The following is a 15866-nucleotide window of genomic DNA, read 5'->3' on the forward strand; positions in this document are numbered from 1 at the left end:
CCTCGTTCAGGTTGGTTTTTTGAAATGCACGCTTCGGGTCTCAGGGGAAATCGATCCGTTCACAAAAATGCTGCCGCAAGGCCTCAGGGCGCCAGCAGCTCGGGCACCTCGATCCAGGCGGGGGTCGCGATGTACCAGTGGCCTTGCTGCAGCTTGAGCGGTAGGGCCGCACGGTTGGGGTTGTGGGCGCGGCGCTGGCCGATCTCAAACGGCATCCCCAGCAGGGGATGGCTGGTGGGCGGCATCTGCTGCAGGGCACGGGTCACGGTCTCGCGGGTGATGGGCCCTTCGACCTGGCGCAGTGCGCGCACCAGCATCTGGGCCGCCACATAGCCGCCTTGCGACAGCGAACTCAGGGGCAAGCGGGCGTCCTGCATCAGGCGGCGCCAGTCCTGCGCGGGCAAGGACCGGCTCTTCCAGGGCTCGAACTCGGCCATCACATACACGGCGCCATCCTGCGGGGCGAGTGCGCGGGCCACGCGGTCGGTGTAGGCCGGGGTGAGATAGATCCAGGTCATTCCGCCCGCCCCCAGCGCGTGGGCGGCCTCGCTCCAGCGGAGCACCGCGGCCTCGTGCCCCGTGAAAATCACGGTGTCGCACCCCTGCCCCTTCACGGCCCGAAGGACGGGGGCAGGTTCTTGGTCAACCCCCACCAACTGCAGCTGCGGCACCTCCATGGCTTTCGCTGTGCCAAGGCGCTCCAGCGCCTGCTGGTAACCCTCGGCCATGCCTGGCAGATCCAGCGCCAGGGCACACAGTTTTCGGCTGCGCAGCGTGTGGTGGGCAAACAGCACGGCGCTGGCCAGCCCCACGTAGGGTCCGTTGTTGAGCGGCACCACATGCGACGACCGGAAGCATGCGGGCGAGACCGAGGCCCCTTGCAGCGACATCAACCGCGCCGCTTCATAGCGAGGTGCATTGGCCGCGCAGTCCAGCAAGCCGGAACTGCCCGCCAGCGCCACCACCTCGGTGTCGTTGATGAGCCTCGTCGCCGCTGCCGTGGCGCTGGCGGGCGAGACCCCTTCATCGAGCGAGATGTATTCGATGCGGCGGCCCCCAATGCCGCCGGCGGCATTCACTGCGTCGATGTAGGCCTTGGCAGCCTGCGAGGACTCCGGGAATGCGTGGGGTCCGCTCAGAGCGCTGACCGCACCCACCTTGATGGGCCGCTGTGCGCCTTGCTGCGCGTGGGCGGCGGGCCAAAGCAGCAGCCACAGACACAGGCACATGCACATGCACATGCACAGCGGCAACAGCAGGGCGCTGGGGCGCCACCACAGCAGCGCTCTCCTTGCGCCGCGCAGGCTTGCGCCCCGGCCTGCGCCGGTGAGTCGTTTCATCATGGGTTCAGTCCTTGTTCTACCGAGGGGCGCTGCGCTATGTGGCGGCGGTGCGCTGGCGCGCGGCGATGAACTGCCCCGCCTGCTCCAGCGAAGCCAGCGCCTCATCCAGCACGGGCGCAAACAGCTGCCAGCAATGCACCATGCCGTCCCACACGGTGCATTCCGCCTCAACGCCCGCCGCCTTCAAGCGTGCGGCCATGGTCACGGCGTCGTCGCGCAAGCGCTCCCAGCCGCCCACCTGCAGCTGCACGGGCGGCAGGCCCTGCAGGTCGGCGCTGTAAAACGGCGTGACCGTGGGCGAACGCACATCGCCACCCGGCACATACATGGCGTTGAAAAATCCCATCAGCTCACGCGTGATGAATGGGTCGTCCACGGTATGGTGGGACTCGCCTTCGGACGCCAGGTCCAGCGCGGGCGACAAGGCCACGACGGCCGCAGGCAGCGGCAGCCCCTGGTTGCGGGCACGCACGGCGGTGGACAAGGCCAGATTGCCGCCCGCCGAGTCGCCCATCAGCGCAATGGCCGACGCGGCATAGCCATTGGCCAGCGCCCACTGGTAGGCGGCCAGCGCATCGTCGTGTGCTGCGGGCGCGGGGTGTTCCGGTGCCAGGCGGTAGTCCACGTTGAGCACCTGCGCGCCACTGAACTGCGCCAGGTACGAGCACAGCGCCCGGTGCGAGGCCAGCGAGCCAAACACAAATCCGCCAGCGTGGTAGTAAATGATGAGCCTGCGCGGGTCAGCCTGCGGCGTGCTCAGCAACTCCGCAGCCATGGTGCCGCCCGCCCCGTTGGGGATGCGCAGCGTCTGGATGGGAAGCCCCTGGGCGAGGGGCATCTGCGAGTTGCTGGCATCAAACCACGCACGCAGCTGCGCGGGAGTGGGCTGGGCTGGCGGTGGGTTTTGCGCGGCCATCTGCAAGATGGCCTGGAGCTGTTGTGCGGACATGTGTGGCCCCTTCGCTCAGATGTAGGTGGAAGCCAGCCCGCCATCCACGGGCAGGTTGATGCCGCTCACCCAGCGTGCCGCGTCGCTGCACAGGAACGCAATCACAGGCGCCACTTCATCGCTGAAGGCCGGGCGCTTCATGCGGTGCGCGTCTTTCTCCACCCGCTCCTGGCCCAGCATCTGTACAAAGTCGCCCAGGATGGGCGTGAACACGGGGCCTGGGGCCACGCAGTTCATGCGCACGCCGCGCTCCATGAAGATTTTTTGCGACTGGGTGTAGGTCCACACGATCAGCGCTTCTTTGAAATACTGGTAGCAGGTGTCTTGCGCCACGGGGTGGGCGGCCAGCCACTTGGCGCCTTCTTCAAAGCTGGTGGCGGCGCCCAGGGCGCGGTGGGTTTCCAGGCGCTGGGGCCACTCGGCCCCCAGGATGGAAGAGATATTGACGATGGAGCCGCCCTCGCCCATGCGCTCCAGCACACGGTGCGTGAAGTGGCGCAGTCCCAGGTAGTTGACGCGGCCCACCAGCTCGGCGGGCGATGTGCCCGGCACGCCTGCAATGTTGGCCAGCGCATCGATCTTGGCGGGCAGTTGCGCCACGGCAGCGTCGATGGCGGCCGGGTCGCCCAGGTCCACCTGCACAAAGCCGTCAAGCGTGAGTGTGGGCGCATTGCGGTCCACACCGATCACGCGGGCGCCCTGCTGGCGGGCGAGCTTGGCAAAGTCTGCGCCGATGCCGGAGCAGCAGCCGGTGACGACGATGGTTTTGTTGTGAAGGGTCATGAAAGTTGTCTCCTTAAGTTTTGTCGATCAGTGCCCGTGTCCATGAAGGCCTGGGCGTATTCGTTTGCTCTGTGGCCGTCGTGCATGCAGCCGACCTCGGCAACTGGCGCAGCACAGGCGAGGGCCGCCGCGCAAGGGCCGCCCCGCCGCGCTGGCGGCGTCCCCCTTCCCGCATCGCGCAGCGATTCGAGAGAAGGGGGAAGGCGCGCAGCGCCTCAGGGGGTTGTCGCTGCTAGAACGGAAATGCGGGCAGCGCGTCCTTGACCGTGATCCACTGCCACTGCGTGTATTCATCAATGTCCGCCGGACCACCCACGCTGCCCCCGTTGCCGCCCACACCGGGGCCGCCAAAGGGGTTGGTGCACTCGTCGTTCACCGTCTGGTCGTTGATGTGGACCATGCCCGCACGCAGCCGCTGGCCGATGGCCATGGCGCGGCCCACGCTGGGGCTGATGACGGCTGCAGCCAGGCCGCCCTGGCTGGTGTTGGCCAGTTGCACGGCCTCGTCGTCGGTGCGGAAGGTGACGAGGTTGGCCACCGGGCCAAAGGGCTCTTCGTCGAACGAACGGACGCCGGGCTTGACGCCCGAGAGCACCGTGGGCTTGTAGCAAAGGCCCTCGTAGGTGCCACCCGCTTCGAGCTTGGCGCCCTGGGCCACGCTGTCCTGGATGAGCTTGTCGAAGCGTTGCAGCTGTTTGGCGTCGATCATCGGCCCCATGGCGACCTGGCCACTGGCACCGTCGCCCACGGGCAGGTGCGTGGCCTTGCCCACCATGCGCTGCAGGATGCCTTCGGCAATCGACTCGTGCACCAGGATGCGGTTCGATGCCATGCAGATCTGCCCCTGGTGGAACCACGCGCCAAACGCGGCGGCGCTGGCCGCGGCGTCCAGGTCGGCGTCTTCCAGAATGATGAGGTTGTTGGCCCCGCCCAGCTCCAGCGACACCTTCTTGAGGTGCTGCCCGGCCAGCGCGCCAATGCGGCGGCCCACCGTGGGCGAGCCTGTGAAGGCGATCATGGGCACGCGCTCGTCCACCACCAGCGCCTCGCCCGCCTCGGCATCGCCGGGCACCACCTGCAGCAAGCCCTTGGGCAGGCCGGCCTCTTCAAATACGCGGGCCATGATGAAGCCGCCGCTGACTGGCGTGCGCGTGTCGGGCTTGAGCACCACCGCATTGCCCAGCGCCAGCGCCGGGGCCACCGAGCGCAGGCCCAGGATGAGCGGGAAGTTGAACGGCGAGATCACGCCCACCACACCGTGCGGCACGCGCCGCGCAATCGACAGGCGGCCGGGCGTGCTGGGCAGCACCTGGCCCTGGGCCTGCATGGGCAGGGCCGCGGCCAGGTGGCACAGCGTGATGGCCTCGCGCACCTCGTGCTGGCCCTTGGGCACGATGCCGCCGGTTTCGCGGGCCACCGCCATGGCCAGTTCGTCAAAGTGCTGCTCAAAAATACTGGCCGCACGGTGGAACACCGCCGCACGCTCGCGCGGCCCCGTGGCCGCCCACGCGGCCTGTGCTTGCTGCGCCCGGCCAATGGCCGCCTGCATGTCGGCCGCACTGGCAATGCCCACGCGGCTCAACACCTGGCCCGTGGCGGGCTCGACCGCGTCACGCGCCATGCTCAGCGCGGTAGACCACGCGCCATCGAAGGCCTTGCCCGCCCACAGGCGGTTGTCCAGCAGGCCTGGTTTTTCTGAAACACCCATTGCATTGCTCCTTGGTTGAAATCAAAACCCACCGCATTGCCGCGGCGGTGTGACCTCAAATTGCAACGGGCGTACCAGCCCCACGCGCCCCAACGCCGTTGAACACGCTCAACGGGGCTTTTTTGAGAGGGGACGCTACGGACTTTCCCTAGGCCTAAAGACGGCTGGCACAGGCGACTTTTTCCCGCCAAATAGTTACCATTCATAAACAAATGACTGCTTGCCAATTGCTCAAATGATCACTTTTTGATCGATTTTTGATGACTGCCGGAGAAGTCCATGTCCCGACGCCGTGTCTCCCTGGCCGATCTGAATCGCCGCACCGCCACCGGCCAGGCCGGGGGTTTGCTCGCCACGACCGAGCCCTCTGCCCTGGGCGGGTTCGACACCGTCGGCGTGAGCCAGCACACCCACCCCACGGTGGCCGACATCAGCGAGTGCCTGTTCTTCTCCCCCGGCGATGGGCGCATCTGGCTGCAAGACCAGCGCATGATCCTGCTGCACTCCGAAGCCCTGGGCTCGCTGCGGCGGGAGCTGATCGACAGCATCGGCCTGGACAAGGCTCGCGGCCTGCTCACCCGCGCGGGCTATGTGAGCGGCGCGCGCGACGCCCGCCTGGTGCGCCAGCAATGGCCGAATGCCGAGCCCACGGCCGCGGCCATTGCGGGCACCCGCCTGCATGCGCTGGAGGGCGTGGTGCAGGTGGAGGTGGTGCACGCCCGCTACGACGCGGACAGGGGCGCGTACGAAGGAGAGTTCCTGTGGCACAACTCCAGCGAGGACGACGAGCACATTGCCGCCTATGGCGTGGGCGGATCGCCAGCGTGCTGGATGCAGGTGGGATACGCCACAGGGTACGTGAGCACCTTGTTCGGCCACATGATCGTGTTCCGCGAGGTGGACTGCCGATCGTCCGGCGCGGCCCACTGCCGCGTGATCGGCAAGTCGGCCCATTTGTGGGAAGACCCCGAGCAGGATTTGTTCTACCTGAACGCCCAGGACTTTGTGGGCACCCCGCCCGCATCGCTGCCCCCCTCGATGCCAGAAGGGACGCAGGGCAAGGCGCGCACCACCTACCTGGGCATGCCACCGGGCAAAGCCTCAGCGCCCCCTGCAGGCACCGCCGCCGAGCCCGCGGCCCAGGCCACCATGGTGGGCGCCTCCTCCGCCTTCAACGCCGCCTGCCACATGCTGCAGCGCGTGGCCCCCACCGCCGCCACCGTGCTGTTCACCGGCGAATCGGGCGTGGGCAAAGAAATGTTCGCCAGCATGCTGCACCGCATCAGCCCGCGCAAAGACCAGCCCTTTGTGGCCATCAACTGCGCAGCCATTCCCGAGACGCTGGTCGAATCCGAACTGTTTGGCGTGGAGCGCGGCGCCTACACCGGCGCAGGCACATCGCGCCCCGGGCGCTTTGAGCGCGCGCACGGCGGCACCCTTTTCCTCGACGAAATCGGCACGCTCAGCCTGGTGGCCCAGGGCAAACTGCTGCGCGCTTTGCAAGAGGGCGAGGTCGAGCGCGTGGGCGGCACCCGCACCGTGCGCGTGGACGTGCGCCTGGTCGCCGCCACCAACGTCGACCTGCGCCAGGCCGTGCGCGAAGGCACGTTCCGCGAAGACTTGTTCTACCGCCTGAACGTCTTTCCCATCCACCTGCCCCCGCTGCGCGACCGGCGCGACGACATCCCCCTGCTGATGAGCCACTTTCTGGCGCACTACCAACGCAAGCACCAGCGCCAGGTGCCGGGCTTTAGCCAGGCGGCGGTGAAGGCGATGTTTCACTACCCCTTCCCCGGCAACATCCGCGAGCTGCAGAACCTGATTGAACGGGCGGTGATCCTGGCAACCGATGGCGAGCCGATCGAGCCGCACCATTTGTTTGCCGGGGGCGAACAGCCCAGTTCGGACGTGATGTCGCTGCACCTGAATCCGAACAGCACGGGCACGCTGCATGCGGCGGGGCAGCCGCAACGCGGAGTTGCCGCGGGGGCAGTTGCCCCGCAGAACCCAGCCCCCCCACAGTCAACATCCTGCTGGAACCCGACCCCCACCGCCACGCCAACGGTCGCGCCACTGCATCAAGCCGAAGAACAATTGCTGCGGCAGGCGCTGCACAGCGCGGGAGGCAATGTGGCGTCGGCGGCAAGGCTGCTGGGGATCAGCCGGGCGACGATGGCTTATCGGGTGAAGAAGTTTGGGATTTGAGAAAGGAACAATGCGAGCAGCTTGCAACGGTTGCGGTCACCCAAGCAGGTCACTTGGAAGACTGGTTCGGGCCCATGCCCCGCATTCGAAAACCTTCATTTGAACCAGTCATAAAACACCTCGATCTGGCTTGTAGCGACCAAAGCTTGGAGCGGAAAGACCCGCCAAGGAGTTGCGACCTCCATGTCATGGAGGCGAACTAACAATTGATCTCGTACAGCTGGTTTCACCTCCTGCCGCCAGTTCAGTACCTGGCCCCAGGTTGAACTCCCGTTCAAGTGCAAAGGAAACCGTGCGGACTGAACTGAAGCGCTATAGGCCGTTGGAAAGAGCCGCCTATATGCCTGCAGGTTGTAGAGCCAGGAAACGCCGCGCACGGTTGTAACGCTGGGCTCAGTGCGCTGAACATGCGAAATCAGATCTTGCAGGTCGGCCCTCCTCGCACTGGAATTCTCAATAGCCAGCGGACTGGAATTGATTCCATCCGGCGCAACAAAGTGGATGCGCAAGGTACCGTATGCATCGGGCGGATCGTAAGAGAAACAGCCGAACGACCGTTTGACTCCGACGTAGGAAAGAGATCGTTGGAACCCGGCACATAAAGCGACTTGCTCGGCATGGTCATCGACCGCGCTTTTTACCCTGTCCAGAAAGAGATCCCACCTACTCGCGCCAGTGTCCCCCCACAGATTCAGCCTGCGTCGCAAGTTGGTACAACGGTCAATGGCGACGTCGAACGGCACTGCTGCTTTCACCGCGTAGCACTTGGCAAATTTCAATTGAAGGGAGAAATAGTCCTCAAGCATGAATGTGACGTTAGCACCCTCTTGCCAACTTCCGTTCCTGGCCGACACCAGCTATGGATCTTTGCGGCCAACAGTTCAAACACACACGATGCAGAAATTGGTGGAATTGGCTGCTAGCGCTTGTTGAGAGCCGACCACTCGTCCAAAAACCATAGCACTGTGCATTCCGACTGCATTGGAGGCCTTGGCGGTGGAGATGCCACCAACTACATTCCCCACCCCAACGCCGACCATACAAAACATATACAATACGCATACGTTTCATATAGAGATAGCCCATGGGAATTGTCAAAATTTCAGACCAGATGCACGAAAACCTGCGCGTGGCCAGCGGCGCACTCAGCCGGTCCATCAACTCCCAGGCAGAGCACTGGATGCGGGTGGGCATGCTGACCGAGATGTATCCCGATCTGGACCACCGCGAAATCTGCCAACTTCTCGTGCGGGCAGAACTGGCAGGCGGGCTGGATGTGGCGCTGGCGGCCACGGCGCAGCTGGACAAAGCGGGCGCACGCCCGGCAGGGAAGCACTGATGGCGCGCGGTGGTGGAGTCCCCATCCGCTCGGCCGAAGAACTGCTCATGGCACGGCGGGCGGCCCAGCTGGCAGCAGAGGTGCTGGACATGATCGAGCCCCATGTGGTGCCGGGCGTGAGCACCGAAACGCTGGACAGCATCTGCCACGATTTCATCGTAAATGTGCAAGGCGCCACGCCTGCCAACGTGGGGTATCTGGGCTACCCCAAGACGGTGCTGACCTCGGTGAACCATGTGGTGTGCCACGGCATCCCCTCACCCCACCAGGTTCTGAAAAAGGGCGACATCGTCAACATCGACGTGGCCGTGAACAAGGATGGCTGGTTTGGCGACACCAGCCGCATGTTCTGCGTGGACGCCCCCAGCGTCCTGGCGCGGCGCCTGGTGGAGACGACGTATGAAGCGCTGCGCGCGGGCATTCAGCAAGTGAAACCCGGGGCAAAGCTGGGTGATGTGGGGCACGCCATTGCAGCGGTGGCGCAGCGCGAGCATTTCACCGTGGTGCGTGAATACTGCGGACACGGCATTGGGCAGGTCTATCACGATGAACCGCAGGTGCTGCACTACGGGCGGCGCGGCGAAGGGTTGACGCTGGAGGCGGGGATGATTTTCACCATCGAGCCCATGCTGAACGCTGGCAAGCGCGAGACCAAAGAGCTGGCCGACGGGTGGACGGTGGTGACCAAGGACCGGTCGCTGTCTGCCCAGTGGGAGCACATGGTAGCGGTGACGCCCGATGGCTATGAGGTGCTGACAGCCTGGCCGAGCGGCACAGGGGCCTACCCGCCGATCTGAGATGCGGCCAATGGCACCGTTTTATGCCCAATGGGCCGCTAGCGCTTGTCCTATAAAGATGAGCGGTATCAAAACAATAGCAAAAGCCCTGCAATCACCAGGGCAGTTGCTCGCCGCTGTAGGCATAAAACCCACCGGTGGCCTCGGCGCTGAGGCCATCGAGCACGCGCAGCAAATCCGCTGCGGCCTCTTCGGCAGGCCGCCCAATCTCTGCACCATGGAACGGCGCCGATAGCGCTGAATTGACCGTACCGGGGTGCAGCGCTGCCAGCACGGCCAGTGGGTGGGTGCGGGCCACTTCAATCGACGCCGTTTTGAGCAGCATGTTAAGGGCGGCCTTCGATGCGCGGTAGCTGTACCAGCCACCCAGGCGGTTGTCGCCAATGCTGCCGACCTTGGCGGAGAGCACGGCGAGCAGGCCGCGCTCTTGTTTGGGCAGCAGCGGCGCGAAGTGGGCCAGCACCAGCGCAGGGCCAAAGGTGTTGGTGCGGAAGGTAGCCTCCATCTGCGCGTAGTTCATCTGGCCGAGGCGCTTTTCCGGCAGGCCGTGGGGGCCATGCAGCAGGCCAGCGGCGTGGATGATGCAGTGCCACGGCCCCTGGGCCTTGAGCTGCTGGGCGGCTGCGGCGATGGTGGATTCGTCATCCAAATCGACCGCCGGGTGGGTGTCACGGCCCAGGCCCACGGCCAGGGCGCAGCGTGGGTCTGCCTGCAAGTGGGCCAGAAAGGCGCTGCCGATGGCGCCGGTGGCACCGATGACCAGGGCGCGGTAGCCGTGGGGAAGCGAGTTCATGGAGAAGACCAGTCGCCTTGGTGCGTGGACTGTGTGTAGACCTGCGCGCCATCGCAAAACACTTTGGTTTCGTAGTGCGGGAACACATGGTGACCGCAGTGTTCGGTGAAAACCGCGATGGTGCGGCGTGCCTCGCTCACCAGCGCAAACGCATACTTGAACTCGGCCGCAGACCCGTCCATGAGTTCGATGCGAAGCGTTTGGGATGGGAAAAAGATGGTGTGATTGGGTTTGTCCAAAAACGACTCTACCGTGCAGCCATATCGGGCCGCAAGTTCAGGAGCCCACTCCTGAATGATCTGGGCAGATAGGCGTGGCACGGGGTATTCGTGCAATCTCATGGTGCGTGTGGAATGTGTAGTCAAAGCATATCGAGTCTAGTGCGCAGGCTGGCCGCATGCTCGCGCAGCGCATCGAGCTGCGGGCCCTGCATCTTTTGCAACTGGCGGTACACCATGCCCAGGCGGAAGTTGCTGCCCAGCGTGCCTTCGTTGCGCGCAAAAAAGTCCCAGTACAGCGCGTTGTACGGGCACGCACTCTCGCCCACCTTGAGCTTCTTGTCGTAGTGGCAGCCGCCGCAGTAGTCGCTCATGCGGTCGATGTAGGCGGCACTGCTCACGTAGGGCTTGGTGGCCAACAGGCCGCCGTCGGCAAACTGGCTCATGCCCACGGTGTTGGGCACTTCCACCCATTCAAAGGCGTCGATATACACGCCCAGGTACCAGCGGTGCACGGCGGCCGGGTCGAGCCCCGCCAGCAGCGCAAAGTTGCCGATGACCATGAGGCGCTGGATGTGGTGGGCATACGCATGCTCCAGCGACTGGCCCACGGCGTGCTGCATGCAGCGCATGCGGGTCTTTCCCGTCCAGAACCACTCCGGCAGAGGCTTGCTGTGGCCCAGAGCGTTGCGCTCGTCGTAGCCGGGCATGTGGGCCCAGTAGATGCCCCGCACATATTCGCGCCAGCCCAGGATCTGGCGGACAAAGCCCTCCACGGCAGGCAGGGGCGCAGTGCCTGCGTGGTAAGCGGCTTGGGCGCGTTGCACCACCTCGTGCGGGCGCAGCATTTTGGTGTTGAGCGCGAAGGACAGCAGGGAGTGAAACAGCCGCGCACTCTGCGTGCTCATGGCGTCTTCGTACGCGCCAAAGTGCGGCAGCGTGGTGGTGATGAAGTGGTCGAGCCACACCAGTGCCTCGGCCCGGTTCAGCGGCCAGCGCAGCGCATGGGCCTGCGGGTTGCCAAAGCTTTGCACGCCTGCGGCCTGGATGGTGGCCCACAGGGCGCTGTGGTCGTGCGTGGGGCGGGCGTCGGTCGGCAGCGCAGGGGTGCCAGGCCAGGGCTTGCGGTTGTCGTGGTCGTAGTTCCATTGGCCGCCTTCAGGCTCGCCAGCCTCGTCAATCAGCACGCTGTGGCGCTGGCGCATGCGGCGGTAGAAGTGCTCCATGAGCCACTGCTTACGGCCCTTGAACACCTCGGCCATTTCGGTGCGGGTGGTGTAGAAGTGCTCGCTGCTGACAACCTGCACGGCAAAGGCTTGCTCTGCACCCCAGGTGCGAAGTTGCTCATCCAGCCGCCATTCGTCGGGGTGCTGGTATTGCAGCGTGTGCGCGCCGTAGTGGGCCATCAAGGCGGCCAGGTTGGCAGGCATCGACTGGCGGTTGCTCGCGTCGTCAATCGCCACGTAACGCACGCGGTGCCCCGCCTCGCGCAGGTGGCGGGCCAGGTCGCGCATGGCGGCAAAGATGGCGAGGATCTTTTGCACGTGGTGCAGCACATAGTCGGTTTCTTGCCGCACTTCCATCAACACGTAGACCACGCCTTCGTCCAGCGTGGCAAACCATGAATGCGCGGGGTTGAGCTGGTCACCCAGCAGCAAGCGCAACGTGTGGGTGCGCGGTTGCGGGGTGCTCATGCCGTGCCCCACATGCGGCGGTAGCTGCCGTCGGCATCGTGCTCTTGCGCCTGCTTGATCGGGTTGAAGCGGCGGCCTCCGCGCGGGTCGGTGCCGCGCCCGGCAATGTAAAGCCAGTTGCCCTGGTTGCTGTACACGTCGTAGTCCACCAGTTGTGATTCAAACCACGCAGCGCCTGCACGCCAGTCGCAGTGCAGGTCGTGGATGAGATAGCTGGCAGCCACCTGGCGCAGGCGATTGCTCAGATACCCGGTAGAAGCCAGCTCGCGCATGGCGGAATCCACCAGCGGCTCGCCCGTACGGCCCTGGCACCAGCGCTCGAACCCCTGCACATTGTGCGGGGCCAGTGGCAACGCAGAGAGGCCCCGTGCGCGGTACAACGCCGCGCCATGTTGCAGATGCAGCAGCCGGAAATAATCGCGCCACAGCAGCTCAAACCAAAGCCAGTAGGTGCCGTCGTTGGCACCGTGGTCGCGTTCAAAGGTTTTCAGGTCAGCATGAATTTTTCGGGGCGAGAGCGCGCCCGTGGCCAGCCAGGGTGAGAACTTGCTGGAGTAGTCCAGCCCCGTGAGGCCGTTGCGGGTGGCCTTGTAACTGTGGGCCAACTTGCGGGCCAGGTACTGCACCAGGTGGCCGAGTGCGAGGGTTTCGCTGCCATCACACGCGGGCGTGCCGTAGGGGAAAGAGGAGCGCGGGTCGCGCCCTGCAAGGTTGTCGGTTGCGGCGGCACCCTGTTCTGCCCATGCAGGCATTGCGCCCAAGGCCTCCCACACATCGGATGACACCTGCGGGGGCGGCAACAGAGATACGGGTGGTGGCAACGGTGCGGGGGGCGCGATGTCGGCACGCTCCACAGCCTGGCGAAAGGGGGTGAACACGGCAGGCAGTTCGGCCGCAGGCCAGGGCATGTCGGCAGGCTGCAGCAGGCTGCTGTGCCACACGGTGTGCACCTGCAGCCCGGCAGCACGCAGGGCTGCGACCTCGGCCTGCTCGTAGGGGGCGGCAATGTCTTCGCACACCACTGTGGTGGCGCCCACGGCGCGCGCCAGCGCAGGCAATGCCGCGGCGGGCGCTGCGTGGCACACCTGCAATGGGTTGCCCAGCGCGGCCATGCGCGCACCCAGGTCACGCAGCGCGGCGGCCACAAAGGCTTGACGGTGTGGGCCAACGCGGGCAAAGCCCCAGGGCGTAACCTCATCCGCCGGGGGCTGGCACACCACGGGCAGCAGGTGGGTGGCACCGCCGGTCAACGCGGCTTGCAACGCGGGCTGGTCGTGCAGGCGCAGGTCGTTGCGGAACCAGAAAACGACGGTGCTCATGCAGTCCCCCCTCCTTTCGAGCCGCCGGTTGCGTGGCCCGCGCGCCTGCCTTCGCTGCGGCAGCGCTCGGAGCAGAACTTCACTTCGTCCCACACCTTCTCCCACTTCTTGCGCCAGGTGAAGGGCAGGCCGCAGTGTTGGCAGATTTTCTGCGGCAGGTCGTGCTTCTTGCGCATCCGCATGGCAGTGGCAAACGTGAAGTGAAAGGTAAAACGGTTTCAGTCGGACTACATTTGCGCAGCCAGTGTCCGCCCGCTGAGCCAGGCGCCTTCGACCTTGCCGCCATTCAACCAATCACCACACATCCCCAGGCGCAGCGATGCGTTCCACCAACTGCCCAGCGTGAGCGCAGGTTCGGTGTCCGCATAGCGCCAGCGGTGGGCGATGACGGCCAAGGGTGTGGGGCCACCCAGGGCGGCAAAGGCGGCGAGCAAGGTGGCGGTGACGGACTCGGCGTTGTCCTCGATATGGGCGTCGCTCCATTCGGCGGTGGCGTGGAGCAGCCAGGTTTCTGCGCCGGTGCGGCCGGGCTTGCTGCTGTCGCGCGCCACCCAGCGCAACGGGCCAGTGTTGATGAAGGCGCCCTCCCACGGCATGGCCACGGGGGCGGCGTAGCGCAGCATCACGGCCCAGCTGCCACGCATGCGCGCGCTGGCGGCCACGGCAGCGCCAGCGGGCGCTACGGGGGCGAGCAACGGTACGGCCTGCGGGGCGGGCACCGCCAGCATCACAGCGTCGTAACGCTGGTGGAGTGGGCCATGCTCTGCGGAAGTGATGGTCCAACCGCCCTCGGTGCGGTCCAGCCCCTGTATGGTGGTTTGCCACCGTGCCAGCGCACGGTCACCCAGGCTCTGCACCAGCCACGCGGCGGGCGACGTCATGCGCGGTGTGCCCACAAACCGCTCCAGCGGAGTGTGCGGCGTGGTCCATATGCTGCCGTCAAAACTGGCCAGCCGGGCATCCCACACTGCAGCCACGCCAGCCCGCTGCCAGCGGGCCACCTCCGCACGAAAGGCGGGATCGCGGGCGGTGAAATACTGCGCGCCGTGGTCGCACTGCCAGGGACCGTGCTCGTCTTCAGCGCGGCGGGTGCTCATGCGGCCGGAAGGGCCACGGCTTTTGTCAAACACATGCACGATGTGGCCTGCCTGCAGCAGCGCCTGCGCACACGACAGACCTGCCAGGCCTGCGCCAATGACGGCAATGGTTTGTGGCGCAGGAAGGTTCATGATTTTGGGTCGGTGCGTTCGTGCGTCACCCAGATCAGCGCCTGGGTGTCGATGCCCAGGGCCTGTGCACGGGCGATGAGTTGTTCGCGTACGCCAGGGGGCAGTTGCTTGGTGCGCGACAGGATCCAGCAGTAGCTGCGGTCGGGCCCCACCACCAGCGCCCATTGGTAGTCCGCATCCAGCGCGGCTACGTGGTAGCCGCCATAGAACGGGCCAAAGAACGACACCTTGAGCGAGGCGATGTTGGCATCGCCCGTGAACAGGGCCTTGCCCTCGGCCTGGCGCCAGTCGTTCTTGCCGGTGTCAAAGCCCCGGTTGAGCACACGCACGCTGCCGTCCTCCCGGCGCTGGTAGGTGGCGCTCACATCCGTCATGCCGCGTTCAAACGAATGGTCGAGCCGGGCGACTTCGTACCAACGGCCTTCGTAGCGGGCCAGGTCGAACGGGGTGAAGGGGGCGATGCCGGGGGGTGGGCTGGCGGATGAGCAGCCAGTGAGGGCCAACACCATGGCAACCATCACCAGCAGCACAGACCGGTGGGCCCATGGGAACAATCGGGACATAAATTACCAATCAGTCGCAAAACAAACCAAATGGTAACTCAATGGGATTTCCATGCGGTGTCGGATGGCCTCTGGCACCTCTGGCCCACACCGCGCCCCGTAAACTTGCGCCATGACTCTTCAAATCACTGTGTATTCCAAGTCCGCCTGCCCGCAATGCGAGTCGGCCAAGATGCTCCTCAAGTCGCGCTCGCTGCCGTATGAGGAAATCAAGATCGATGACGAGGCCGAGCGCCTGGCCTTTTATGCCAAGTGCGGGCCCTCAGTGCGGCAGATGCCGCAGATCTTCATCAATGATCAGCGCGTAGGTGGCCTGGCCGGGCTGCAGGCAGCGTTGGCGCAAATCGCTCCGCAGACCCCGACTTAACGGCCAGAACTACCGGTACTGCGCGGCGGTGATGAACTCGCTGAAAGTCTCACACCACACGATCACGGTGTTGAACCTGGCCGGGTCTACGCCCCGCGGCACCGGGACGATGAAGTTGTTGAACGTTTTCACATCCCCCACGCGCAACATCTGCGGCTTGAGGCGCTTGAAGTCGGCCTCGGTTTCCACGAATTCAGGCGACAGGTAGAGCTTGTAGTCCGGCCCCGGGGCCAGCTTGCCCAGCAGACTGATGGCTTGCGGGCCGACAGACACAGCGCCCTCGCCCCAGTGCAAGGCATCGCTGTCCTTGAGGTCACGGCGGAAGGTGGCGGTCCATCGGGCGGCGGGCAGGCGGGATTGGATTTCCTGCTGCGTGGGAGCATCCGGCGCGATCAGGATCGGCAGCGCATACACGCCCAGCGCAAACCCAAGACCCAAGGTGAGCAGGTGCGAGGCGGTGAGCAGAAGGGGCTTCAGGGGTTTCATGACAGCGGACTCAAAGGCGTTGCGCCAATGTACCCCCAGCCCGGCTACCTTTAGCTCCCGGGGATACCCCCGC

16 protein-coding genes and 1 pseudogene are annotated in these 15866 nt (G+C 65.3%); 4 read left to right on the top strand and 13 right to left on the bottom strand.

The genetic code is table 11. From position 1 onward, the window contains the following. Positions 1 to 83 precede the first annotated feature (83 nt). The 4 genes and pseudogenes from IB243_RS18655 to IB243_RS18670 all read right to left on the bottom strand — a co-directional run bounded on the left by IB243_RS18655 (position 84) and on the right by IB243_RS18670 (position 4783). The gene (locus IB243_RS18655; protein ID WP_192428679.1) at positions 84 to 1343 is read right to left on the bottom strand and encodes an ABC transporter substrate-binding protein; all 1260 of its coding nucleotides are present in this window, start codon (positions 1341 to 1343) and stop codon (positions 84 to 86) included. Between the two features lie 136 nt (positions 1344 to 1479). Beyond that, positions 1480 to 2292: pseudogene (locus IB243_RS27310) on the bottom strand (alpha/beta hydrolase); the annotation flags it as partial. A 15-nt stretch (positions 2293 to 2307) separates the two neighbouring features. Further along, complete coding sequence (locus tag IB243_RS18665) at positions 2308 to 3075, bottom strand: coniferyl-alcohol dehydrogenase (RefSeq protein ID WP_192428681.1); 768 nt, start codon at positions 3073 to 3075, stop codon at positions 2308 to 2310. Positions 3076 to 3307: 232 nt separating this feature from the next. Continuing rightward, positions 3308 to 4783 carry a benzaldehyde dehydrogenase gene (locus tag IB243_RS18670; RefSeq protein WP_192428682.1) on the bottom strand — a complete coding sequence of 492 codons (1476 nt, stop codon included), beginning with the start codon at positions 4781 to 4783 and terminating at the stop codon, positions 3308 to 3310. Between the two features lie 279 nt (positions 4784 to 5062). On the opposite strand from IB243_RS18670, the gene IB243_RS18675 reads away from it, so the two are divergent. Next, positions 5063 to 6988, top strand: coding sequence for a sigma-54-dependent Fis family transcriptional regulator (locus IB243_RS18675; protein WP_192428683.1), 1926 nt, complete (start codon positions 5063 to 5065; stop codon positions 6986 to 6988). A 95-nt stretch (positions 6989 to 7083) separates the two neighbouring features. On the opposite strand, the gene IB243_RS18680 is transcribed toward IB243_RS18675, so the two are convergent. Continuing rightward, positions 7084 to 7794, bottom strand: a complete 711-nt coding sequence (locus IB243_RS18680) for a hypothetical protein (RefSeq protein ID WP_192428684.1) — start codon at positions 7792 to 7794, stop codon at positions 7084 to 7086. Positions 7795 to 8072: 278 nt separating this feature from the next. On the opposite strand from IB243_RS18680, the gene IB243_RS18685 reads away from it, so the two are divergent. Together IB243_RS18685 and map are read left to right on the top strand one after the other, a co-directional pair. Then, positions 8073 to 8327 (top strand): ParD-like family protein, encoded by a 255-nt coding sequence (locus tag IB243_RS18685; protein ID WP_010460477.1) that lies wholly within the window; start codon positions 8073 to 8075, stop codon positions 8325 to 8327. Continuing rightward, a complete protein-coding gene (map, locus tag IB243_RS18690; protein ID WP_192428685.1) occupies positions 8327 to 9124 on the top strand; it encodes a type I methionyl aminopeptidase in 798 nt (265 codons plus the stop codon). The genes IB243_RS18685 and map overlap by 1 nt, the downstream gene beginning before the upstream one ends. 94 nt (positions 9125 to 9218) lie before the next feature. Here map and IB243_RS18695 read toward each other — a convergent pair whose 3' ends face one another. From IB243_RS18695 to IB243_RS18725, 7 genes are all read right to left on the bottom strand, one after another. Continuing rightward, positions 9219 to 9917, bottom strand: a complete 699-nt coding sequence (locus IB243_RS18695; RefSeq protein WP_192428686.1) for an SDR family NAD(P)-dependent oxidoreductase — start codon at positions 9915 to 9917, stop codon at positions 9219 to 9221. Beyond that, entirely contained in the window at positions 9914 to 10156 is a 243-nt protein-coding gene (locus IB243_RS18700; protein WP_225585042.1) for a hypothetical protein, read from the bottom strand. The genes IB243_RS18695 and IB243_RS18700 overlap by 4 nt, the downstream gene beginning before the upstream one ends. Positions 10157 to 10278: 122 nt before the next feature. After that, positions 10279 to 11829, bottom strand: a complete 1551-nt coding sequence (locus tag IB243_RS18705) for a cryptochrome/photolyase family protein (RefSeq protein ID WP_192428688.1) — start codon at positions 11827 to 11829, stop codon at positions 10279 to 10281. Then, complete coding sequence (locus IB243_RS18710; protein ID WP_192428689.1) at positions 11826 to 13148, bottom strand: DASH family cryptochrome; 1323 nt, start codon at positions 13146 to 13148, stop codon at positions 11826 to 11828. The genes IB243_RS18705 and IB243_RS18710 overlap by 4 nt, the downstream gene beginning before the upstream one ends. Then, a complete protein-coding gene (locus IB243_RS27490) occupies positions 13145 to 13330 on the bottom strand; it encodes a DUF2256 domain-containing protein (protein WP_192428690.1) in 186 nt (61 codons plus the stop codon). Before IB243_RS27490 ends, IB243_RS18710 begins: the two co-directional genes overlap by 4 nt. Before the next feature lie 45 nt (positions 13331 to 13375). Next, positions 13376 to 14377, bottom strand: coding sequence for an NAD(P)/FAD-dependent oxidoreductase (locus IB243_RS18720; RefSeq protein ID WP_192428691.1), 1002 nt, complete (start codon positions 14375 to 14377; stop codon positions 13376 to 13378). Continuing rightward, the gene (locus tag IB243_RS18725) at positions 14374 to 14940 is read right to left on the bottom strand and encodes a lipocalin family protein (protein ID WP_304503446.1); all 567 of its coding nucleotides are present in this window, start codon (positions 14938 to 14940) and stop codon (positions 14374 to 14376) included. Before IB243_RS18725 ends, IB243_RS18720 begins: the two co-directional genes overlap by 4 nt. Before the next feature lie 112 nt (positions 14941 to 15052). Here IB243_RS18725 and IB243_RS18730 point away from each other — a divergent pair, with 112 nt between their 5' ends. Beyond that, complete coding sequence (locus IB243_RS18730; RefSeq protein ID WP_057223177.1) at positions 15053 to 15307, top strand: glutaredoxin; 255 nt, start codon at positions 15053 to 15055, stop codon at positions 15305 to 15307. Positions 15308 to 15316: 9 nt separating this feature from the next. Here the strand turns inward: IB243_RS18730 and IB243_RS18735 are convergent, their stop codons facing one another. Further along, a complete protein-coding gene (locus IB243_RS18735) occupies positions 15317 to 15793 on the bottom strand; it encodes a DM13 domain-containing protein (RefSeq protein ID WP_192428692.1) in 477 nt (158 codons plus the stop codon). Positions 15794 to 15866 lie beyond the last annotated feature (73 nt).

The sequence above is a fragment of the Acidovorax sp. ACV01 genome (assembly GCF_014851495.1).
Lineage (GTDB): Bacteria > Pseudomonadota > Gammaproteobacteria > Burkholderiales > Burkholderiaceae_C > Acidovorax > Acidovorax radicis.